This is a genomic window from Ornithinibacter sp. (assembly GCF_035443565.1).
Classification (GTDB): Bacteria; Actinomycetota; Actinomycetes; order Actinomycetales; family Dermatophilaceae; genus Fodinibacter.
Map to the genome: position 1 here is coordinate 1 of NZ_DAORSO010000083.1, position 9,264 is coordinate 9,264.

Below are 9,264 nucleotides of genomic sequence, written 5' to 3' on the forward strand. Positions count from 1 at the left end.
GGAGATGGTGCGGGTCCGCAGGGCGAGCGGGCTCCGCAGCGCCCGCGACGTCCCTGCCGACACCGTCGCGAGGGCGGCGTACATGCCACACAGGACCATCACCGCCGGCGCCTCGGCCCCCATCGGACCGGCCGCGAGGGCGCCGAGCACTCCGCAGCCGAGCACCAGCACCGGGCCGCTGAGGGCGGCGAGCGCCACGAGGACCAGCCGCGGTCGCGCTTCGCCCACGGCATCCCGGGCTGCCCGCGTCGCGACCACGGGACCGACGAGGGTGGAGGCAAGGAAGACGAGGTTCACCACGAGGCCCACCGCGACCGCCGTGTCGGACTCCACGAGGGGCGTGAGACCGGCCGGCCACATGGGTGGGGCCAACAGGGCGAGCGCCACGGCATCCACGGTGGCTAGCGCGAGGACCACCGTAATCAGGCGTGGCGGCAGGCCGTTGCCGATGTAGCGGACCGCGAGCAGCGGCAGCAGGGACAGGGCCGCGATCACCGGCACGTGCCCGACCGTGGCCAGGGCAGCCAGAAGCCGGATCCACGAACCACCGGTGGAGTCGCTTGCGACAGCCAGCGCGAGCGTGGCGGCCACGGCCGGGTAGGCGAGCGCGACGCCGACCAGGCCGAGCGTTGCCCGCCGCCAGGCCACCCACCCCGGGTCGAGGCCACGGTGGGCGAGCAGCAGGACCACCGCGGTCACGAGGGCCCACACCAGCACCCAGGGGGAATCACCCGGTGGTCCGGGTTCGGCAACGACCCCTGCCGTCACGGTGAGGCCGGCCACGGCGATCATCACCGTGGCAGCCGTGACCTCCACGGGCGTCGGTGACGTCCGGCGCGTCATCCATCCAGTGTCAGGGAAGGGACCCCGACGTCGCCAGTGCCCGAACGGGTCGGACCTCGGTGGGGCATGCCCACCCGGTTGTGACATGCAGAGCGCGCGGAATGTCGCGCCCACTGCATGTCACGAGCCGTCAACTACAACCTGGCGATGACCGCGCGACCGCGATCGGTCAGCGAATCCCGCTTCACGGCATCCATGCCGTCCCACGTACGCGTGACCATCCGCGAGCGCGGGTTGCCCTCGAAGACCTCCCGGTGGTCCTCGACGAAGGTCCAGTACAGGGCGTCCCAGTCCTCGCGCCACGGGCCGGGGCCATGGTCGGTCATCCGCCTCAGGTAGGCGCTGCCCGAGACGTACGGCTTGGTCGTGACCGCCGCCCCGGCCGCGAACTGCGACATCGCGTGGACGTTGGGCACCATGACCCAGTCGTAGGCGTCGACGAACATCGCCATGAACCACTCGTACACCTCGACCGGGTCGGTGCGCAGCAGGCACATCGCGTTGCCGAGCACCATGAGCCGCTCGATGTGGTGCGCCCAGCCGCGCTCGAGCACCCCCTCGATCGCGTGGTCCACGGGGTCGAGCCCGGTCGTGCCGCCCCACCAGCCCGGCGCCAAGGACCGGGTGTGGCCCAGGTGGTTCGCGACCCTCATCCGGCGCCCGAACAGGTGGTAGGTGCCCCGCATGTACTCGCGCCACCCGATGAGCTGGCGCACGAAGCCCTCGAGCGACGCGAGCTCGACCCCCTGCTCGGCCGCGCCGGTGAGCACCGCGTCGAGCACCTCGCGCGGGTCGAGCAGGCCGCAGTTCAGCGCCGGGGTGATCGCGGCGTGGAAGAGCACCGGGTGCTGCGTGGAGACGGCGTCCTCGTACGGGCCGAACTGCGCCAACCGTTCGTCGACGAACTCCTGCAGGGCCGCCCGGGCCTGCTCGTGGGTCACCGGCCACGCGAAGGATGCCGCGCGGCCAGGTGCCGCGGGGAACTCGCCCTGCACCCACGAGATCGCCTCGTCGACCTGCGCGGTGCGCTCGGCACCGGTCCAGCTGGGCACCACATGGCCTCGGGGCAGCTTCTTGCGGTTCTCGGTGTCGAACGACCACCGCCCACCGACGGCCTGGCCATCCTCGACCAACACGTCGAGCCGGCGGCGCTGCCACTGGTAGAAGGTCTGCATCCGGGCCCGCCGGTCCCCGAACCAGTCGACGAGCTCAGGCCTCGTGGTGAGGAAGTTCGGCGACTCGAGCACGTCGTGCGGCCCGAAGCCCACCCCGGCGTCGGCCACGGAACGGCGCAGGTCACGCAGCATCCAGTCGTCAACCGGATCGACGACGCTGAGCGCATCAGGTCGCAGCCCGGCGAGGTGGGCGGCGAGACGCCCGCCCGAGGGCCGCACGGCATCCGTCTCCAGGACGTCGACGTCGAAACCCGCGTCGCGCAACCGCTCCACGAAGTGGCGAGATGACGCCCGGTGCAGCACGAGCTTCTGAGCGTGGAACGGCTGGTGACGAAAGAGCAGGTCGTCCTCGACGAGCACGAAACGCGTTCCGGGCGGGGCGTCGAGGTGGGCCGCGAAGAGCTGGTGCGGGTACACGACCCGCACCATGCGCCGGGCGACCCCGGACGGCGCACCGGCCGTCACCGGCGGTGCGCTCACGTGCCCTGAAGGTCGGCGAGCACCGTGCGGGCGACCCGGTCGCCGGAGACCAGGGCCCCCTGGATGGAGGCGGTGTCCCGGTGGTCGCCAGCGACGTAGACCCCCGGCGAGACCCGCGCCCGGCTGACCGTGCGCAGCGGTGCGGGCTGGGTCGGCAGCGCGTGCAGGATGTCGTCGCGGCGCAGCAGACCCCAGTCGGCGGGCGGGGCACCGAACATCTCCCCTGCCTGTCGCCGCACCTCGGCCTCGGTGCCGCCGGTGCCGTCCGGCGCCAGCAGGCAGGTCACCTGGACGAGGTGTCGTCCGGCCGGGGCGTAGGTCGGCGCCGCGTTGCTCATCACCGCGGCATTGACGATCGGCCCCCGCCGACGGCCGTCGACCATGAGCAGGGTGGATGCCGTCGGCGCCTGCGGGGCGTCGAACCACCAGGTCTGCAACCCCTTGGTCGCGGGGGCCGGCAGCGGCAGCAGCCCCGCCACGGCATCCGGCCCGACGGCGACGACGGCGGCGCGGGCACTGACCCGTGAACCGCCGGCGAGCGTGAGCACCGTGCGCCCGGCATCCGCGCTGAGCGAGGTGACGCGTTCGCCGAGTCGTACGTCCACGCCCGCCGCGCGCGCTCGCCCGGCGAGCTGTTCCGGCAGGGCCCGGATGCCGTTCGCGGGCACCCCCGGCACGCCGAGCGCGAACATGCGAACCAACAGGCGTGCGAACGCCTCGGAGGTCTCGCCCCGGTCCTCGGCGAGCACCCCGGCGAGGAAGGGCTCGATCACCTCGGTGCGCAGCGGACCGCGCACCCCGGCGCGGTCGAGCCCTTCGCGCAGTGACCGGTCGGCGGCCAAGGCCCCGGCGATGACCCGGCGGGGCGCGACCACGGCCGGCCCGGCCCACCGGGCCAGCGCGGCGACGGCGCGCGGGGAGAGCAGGCCGCTACGCAGCGTGGCGGCGAGACCACCGGGCGCCCGCAACGGGTGGGTGAGTTCGACGAGGCCACGCTCACGTCGCACCTGCAGACCGGCCCCGAAGGGGCGCAGGACGAGGGCCTCGAGGTCGACCCAGCGCTGCACGGCGGGATAGGCGGGATTGAGCACCTGGAAGCCGCGGTCGAGGAGGAAGCCGTCGACCTCGTCGGTGCGTTGGCGCCCACCCACGGCATGCGCCGTCTCCAGCATGACCACGGCCCGACCGGCCTGCGCGAGCACGTGCGCACACCTCAGCCCAGCCAGCCCGGCACCCACGACCACGACATCCGCATCCACGACCGCAACCCTAGGCTGAGCACACCCGAACCACGTCTCACTTGACAATACTTTGTCTAAGGTTGTGGACCACTCCGGGGCCGTTGTCTAGGCTTTGCGCACAGCGGTCAGCCGCCCCGGGACACATCCCGTCCGACCAGACCAGCGAGGCAGGAGGCGCACGTCGATGAGTGCCGAGACGACCGCTCTGAAGCTCGATGCGCCGGAGACCACGGCCAGCGTCGAATCCACCCTCACGCGCGCCGACTCCCTGCTCGAGACGACCTTCCTCGAACTCGCGAGCGCGCTCGACCAAGCCGCGGCCGACAACGCCCCCGACGAGGCGAGCCCGACTGCCGGCCCGCTCGGGGTCGACCTGGTCGGTGAGCTGGCCGAGCGCTCGCGCAACCACGGCAAGCGCCTGCGCCCGACCCTGGCCCACTGGGGCTGGGTGGTCGGCGGCGCCGAGCCCGGCAGCCACACCGACCTCGTGCGGATCGCGGCGGCGCTCGAGCTGCTGCACCTGTTCGCGCTGATCCAGGACGACGTCATGGATCGCTCCGACTCGCGGCGTGGTCGCCCCACGCTGCACGTCGTGGCGGCGCAGCGCCACCGTGACGAGCAGGGCCTCGGCGACGACACCCTCTTCGGCGACAGCGTGGCCACCCTCGTCTCCGACCTGGCGCTGAGCGAGGCCACGCTGCTCGTCGCCCCCACCGCCGCCACCGTGCGGGCCGCCTGGCGACTCATGGCGGTCGAGCTCGTCGAGGGCCAGCTGCTCGACGTCACCCACACCGCGGGCCGCCGCCGCGACCACGCGACCTCGCGCCGGATCGCCCGGTTCAAGAGCGGCCGCTACACGATCACCCGTCCCCTCCAGCTCGGCGCACTGGTGGGTGGGGCCGACGAGCACACCGTGCGCGGGCTCATCGCGTGGGGTGACCTCATCGGGGACGCCTTCGCCGTGCGCGACGACGTCCTCGGCGTCTGGGGCGACCCGACCCAGACCGGCAAACCCGCCGGTGACGACCTGCGGTCGGGCAAGCCCACCGAGCTGCTCACCTGGGCCGCCGAGCTCCTTCCCGCGAGCGACCGTCCCCTGTTGGACGCCTGCGACGCCGGCACCCTCGACGACGCCGGGGTCGACGCCCTCCAGCAGGCGATGGTCGCTGCCGGGGTTCGCGACCGGGCCGAGCAGGCCGTCGCCGACCTCAGCCGTCGCGCCCACGCACGCCTCGACGCCCTCGCCGTCGAACCCCGGGCGGATGCCGCGCTGCGCGGCCTCGCCGACGCCATCGCCTGGAGGTGCTCATGAAGGTTCTCGTCGTCGGGGCCGGCCTCTCCGGGCTGGCCGCCGCCTGCCACCTGACCGCCGCAGGGCACGACGTCACCGTGCTCGAGCGCGAGGACGTCGTCGGTGGCCGCGCCGGCCTGCTGCGCCTCGGCGACTTCCGCCTCGACCCGGGGCCGGTCGTCATGACCATGCCCGAGCTGCTCCACGACCCGATCCGGGCCGTCGGCGGCGACCCCGACTCACTGATCACCATGCGTCACCTCGACCCCGCCTACCGCGCGGTCTACCCCGACGGCAGCGAGCTGCACATCCGCGCCGACATGGACGACCTGCGCGAGGAGATCCGCACCAAGGTCGGCCCGGCCGACGCCGCGGGCTTCGACCGTTTCCTGGCGTGGCTGGAGCAGCTCTACGACACCGAGTTCGACACCTTCGTCGACCACAACTACTCCTCACCGCTCGACCTCGTGCGCTCCCCGGCGACCGCGCTCAAGCTGTTGCGGCTCGGTGGCCTGAGCGCCCTCGGCCCGTCCGTCGACCGGTTCTTCACCGACGACCGGCTCACCCGCATCTTCAGCTTCCAGGCCCTGTACGCCGGCATCTCGCCCGCCAAGGCCCGCGCGGTGCTCGCCGTCATCACCTACATGGACACCGTGCGCGGCGTGTTCTACCCCGAGGGTGGCATGCACGCCGTGCCCCGGGCCATGGCCCAGGCCCTCACCGACGCGGGGGTCCCGATCCACCTCGACGTCGAGGTCAGCGAGATCCTGCGCCGCGGCGACGGAGCCGTCGCCGGGGTCGCCACCACCGGCGGTGAGCGCCTCGCGGCCGACGCCGTGGTCGCGACCGTCGACCTCCCGGTGGTCTACGACCGCCTGCTCCCCGGCATCCGCGCCCCCCGCACCATCAGGACCGGCAGCTACTCCCCCTCCGCCGTCGTGTGGCACGTCGGCGCCTCGGGCACGCCCGGCCCGCACCTGCGCCACCACAACATCCACTTCGGCACCGACTGGGACGGTGCGTTCGAGGCGATCATCGACCGCGGCGAGCTCATGCCCGACCCGTCGCGCCTGGTCACCGTGCCCTCGGTGACCGACCCGACCGCCGCACCGGCCGGCTCCACCGCCATGTACGTGCTCGAACCGGTGCCGCACACCGGTGCCGGGCTGGACTGGCGCCGTGAGGCCGGGCCGATGCGTGAGCGGCTCCTGCGCTTCCTCGAGGACGGCGGCTACCCGACCGACATCCGCGAAGAGGCCTTCATCACCCCCGACGACTGGCGCGCCCAGGGCATGCACCTCGGCACCCCGTTCGCCCTCGCCCACACCTTCCGCCAGTCCGGCCCCTTCCGCCCCTCGAACGTCGACCGCCGGGTGCCCGGCCTGGTGTTCGCCGGCTCCGGCACCCAGCCGGGCGTCGGCATCCCCATGGTGCTCGTCAGCGGCAAGCTCGCCGCGCAGCGGGTCCAGCAGTACGCCGGGGGCGCGCGCCCTGTCGCCAGGACACCACGTACGGTGGCCCGGTGACCGAACCCACCCCGGCCACCTCACCCGAGGTGCTGGCCGCCGGCTACGCCCGCTGCGCCGAGATCACCCGTGAGCACGGGACGACGTACTACTGGGGCGCCCGGCTCCTGCCCGCCGCCTCGCGCCGCCACGTGCACGCCGTCTACACCCTGGCCCGCCTCGCCGACGACATCGTCGACCTCGCGGGCCCCGAACCCGGCCCGGAGACCGCCGCGGAGCTCGACGCCTTCGAGGCGTCGTTCTGGCAGGCGCTCGCCGACGGCACCTACACCGACCCCGTCATGGCCGCCGTCGCGACGTCGGTGCGCGAGTGCGGCATCGCCGACGACTGCTTCACCCGCTTCTTCGGTGCCATGCGCAGCGACCTGACCCAGCGCACCTACGAGACCTGGGCTGACCTGCTCGCCTACATGGACGGCAGCGCCGCCGTCATCGGCGAGATGATGCTGCCCGTGCTCAACCCCACGACGGATGCCGTCGTGCCGGCTCGCGCGCTCGGCCTCGCCTTCCAGCTGACGAACTTCCTGCGCGACGTCGGCGAGGACCTCGACCGCGGGCGCGTCTACATCCCCCAGGAGGACCTGCGCCGGTTCGGCGCCGACCCCCACGCCCGCGTCGTCACCCCGCAGTGGCGCGAGCTGATGGCCTTCCAGATCGAGCGCAACCGCCGCCTCTACCGCGAGGCCGACGCCGGCATCCCCATCCTGCCCGGGGCATCCCGCCGCTGCGTCGCCACGGCACGGGTGCTCTACGCCCGCATCCTCGAAGGCATCGAGGCCGCCGACTACGACGTGTTCACCTCTCGCGCACGAGTCCCCACCGCGCGCAAGGCCGCGCTCGCGGCGCGCATGGTGACCTCGCGCGACCCGATGCGACTCGTGGCCCGCGACCGCGCCGCCGTCGACCCCTTCGGCGGGGCCTGGGTGTCGGATGACCCCGTCGTGCTGGTCGACGAGGGCGGCGCCCCGATCGGTCAGGGCCGCAAGTCCGCGATCCACCACGACGACACCCCGCTGCACCTGGCGTTCTCCTGCTACGTCCTGGACCCGGCAGGTCGGCTGCTCGTGACGACGCGGGCGGCGAGCAAGCCGAGCTTCCCCGGGGTCGTCACCAACACCGTGTGCGGCCACCCGACCCCCGGCGAGGACCTCGCGCAGGCCGTGCGGCGGCGGGCCCGCAGCGAGCTGGGCGTCGAGGTGGGAGACCTGCGTCTCGTGCTGCCCGAGTTCCGCTACCAGGCGCAGATGAACGGCATCGTCGAGAACGAGGTGTGCCCGGTGTTCGTCGGGTGGGCGACCAGCGACTCCACCGCCCCCGACCCCGAGGAGGTCGACGACGTGCAGTGGGTGCCCTGGGAGCAGTTCCGTGACGAGGTGCTCGAGGGAGTGCGCACCGTGTCGCCCTGGGCCACCGAGCAGGTTCCGTTGCTGGCCGCGCTCGGCCCCGACCCCCGCTCCTGGCCCGCCGGGTCGCGCGCGGCACTGCCCCCGGCGGCTACCCTCGGCCCCGGCGCCGACGCACTGGCCCCGGCGTCCTGAGCGCCGCGACCATTGAACCCCCGAGCCGCCGACACCCACGTCGAGGACACCATCAAGGAGACCGTGTGAGCACGTCCGCACCGAGCACGCAGGGCTGGGTCCTTGCCGACGCCTTCGACCGGGCCGCCCCCACGTACGACGCCATGGTGGCCCTGTCCCCCGGCTACCACGACCAGCTGCTCGGAGCCGCCGGCGCGCTGCTCGACCGGCTGCCCGCCCCGGACGGCTCGGCTCTGAAGGTGCTCGACCTCGGGTGCGGGTCAGGCGCGTCGACCCAGGCCCTGCTCGAGCAGTGGCGCACCCGCGGGGGCGCCGCCGACCTGCTGAGCGTCACCGGCGTCGACATGTCCGAGGGGATGGTGGCGCAGGCCCGCGCCAAGTCGTGGCCCGCCGGGGTCCAGCTCGTCGTGTCGGACGCCGTGACCTACCTGGAGGCGCTCCCGGACGACTCGGTCGACGGCATCCTCGCCTGCTACCTGCTGCGCAACGTGCCCGACCGCGAGCGACTCGTGCGCGAGATGGCCCGCGTGCTGCGCCCGGGCGGCGGCGTCGTCATCCACGACTACTCCGTGCAGGGCAGCACCCGCGCCAAGGCCATCTGGGCGACCATCTGCCACGGCGTCATCATCCCGCTGGCCGTCATCAAGCGCTCCGACGTGCCGCTGCACCGCTACCTCTACACGAGCGTGCGGGACTTCGACTCGGTCGCCCGGATCTGCGAGCGGCTCCTCGGCGCCGGCCTGGTCGACGTGCGGCACCGCACCTACCGCGGCTGGCAACGCGACGTCATCCACACCGTGGGCGGATCGGCACCGTCGTGAACCCGCTACGCCGCACCCCGACGTGGCGGCCGGGACGGGACGCACGAGCCGTGTTCCACCCGCCGCCGGCCCCGACACCCCCCGTGGATGCCGTGCCTGCCTCCGCGCGCCACGTCGTCGTCGTCGGTGGCGGCATCGCGGGGTTGACCTCCGCCCTCGCGCTCGCGGAGCGCGGGGTGCGGGTCACCGTGCTCGAGCGCGATCAGCGCCTCGGCGGCCGCGTGCGTGCGTGGCCGGTCGACGGGCCCGGGAGCGACGCCTGGATGAGCCGGGGTTTCCACGCCTTCTTCCGGCAGTACTACAACCTGCGCGCCGTGCTGCGCCGCACCGACCCCACGTTGTCGCGGCT

General features: G+C 73.5%; 8 protein-coding genes. 5 read left to right on the plus strand and 3 right to left on the minus strand.

What is annotated here, in order from left to right; translation table 11 throughout:
- From PLL68_RS09620 to PLL68_RS09630, 3 genes are all read right to left on the minus strand, one after another.
- Positions 1-843 (minus strand): hypothetical protein (locus tag PLL68_RS09620; protein ID WP_324533543.1); only part of this gene is annotated, 843 nt, incomplete at its 3' end.
- 134 nt (positions 844-977) lie between these two features.
- Positions 978-2,498 (minus strand): cryptochrome/photolyase family protein, encoded by a 1,521-nt coding sequence (locus tag PLL68_RS09625; protein WP_324533544.1) that lies wholly within the window; start codon positions 2,496-2,498, stop codon positions 978-980.
- On the minus strand, positions 2,495-3,757 hold the full coding sequence (locus PLL68_RS09630) for an FAD-dependent oxidoreductase (protein WP_324533545.1): 1,263 nt from the start codon (positions 3,755-3,757) through the stop codon (positions 2,495-2,497). The genes PLL68_RS09625 and PLL68_RS09630 overlap by 4 nt, the downstream gene beginning before the upstream one ends.
- Before the next feature lie 166 nt (positions 3,758-3,923).
- On the opposite strand from PLL68_RS09630, the gene PLL68_RS09635 reads away from it, so the two are divergent.
- From PLL68_RS09635 to PLL68_RS09655, 5 genes are all read left to right on the plus strand, one after another.
- Positions 3,924-5,051, plus strand: a complete 1,128-nt coding sequence (locus PLL68_RS09635) for a polyprenyl synthetase family protein (RefSeq protein ID WP_324533546.1) — start codon at positions 3,924-3,926, stop codon at positions 5,049-5,051.
- Positions 5,048-6,556 (plus strand): phytoene desaturase family protein, encoded by a 1,509-nt coding sequence (gene crtI, locus PLL68_RS09640; protein ID WP_324533547.1) that lies wholly within the window; start codon positions 5,048-5,050, stop codon positions 6,554-6,556. Before PLL68_RS09635 ends, crtI begins: the two co-directional genes overlap by 4 nt.
- Complete coding sequence (gene idi, locus PLL68_RS09645) at positions 6,553-8,094, plus strand: isopentenyl-diphosphate Delta-isomerase (RefSeq protein WP_324533548.1); 1,542 nt, start codon at positions 6,553-6,555, stop codon at positions 8,092-8,094. Before crtI ends, idi begins: the two co-directional genes overlap by 4 nt.
- 65 nt (positions 8,095-8,159) lie before the next feature.
- Complete coding sequence (locus PLL68_RS09650) at positions 8,160-8,915, plus strand: methyltransferase domain-containing protein (protein WP_324533549.1); 756 nt, start codon at positions 8,160-8,162, stop codon at positions 8,913-8,915.
- Between the two features lie 50 nt (positions 8,916-8,965).
- On the plus strand, positions 8,966-9,264 hold a 299-nt coding region (locus PLL68_RS09655), incomplete at its 3' end, for an FAD-dependent oxidoreductase (RefSeq protein WP_324533550.1).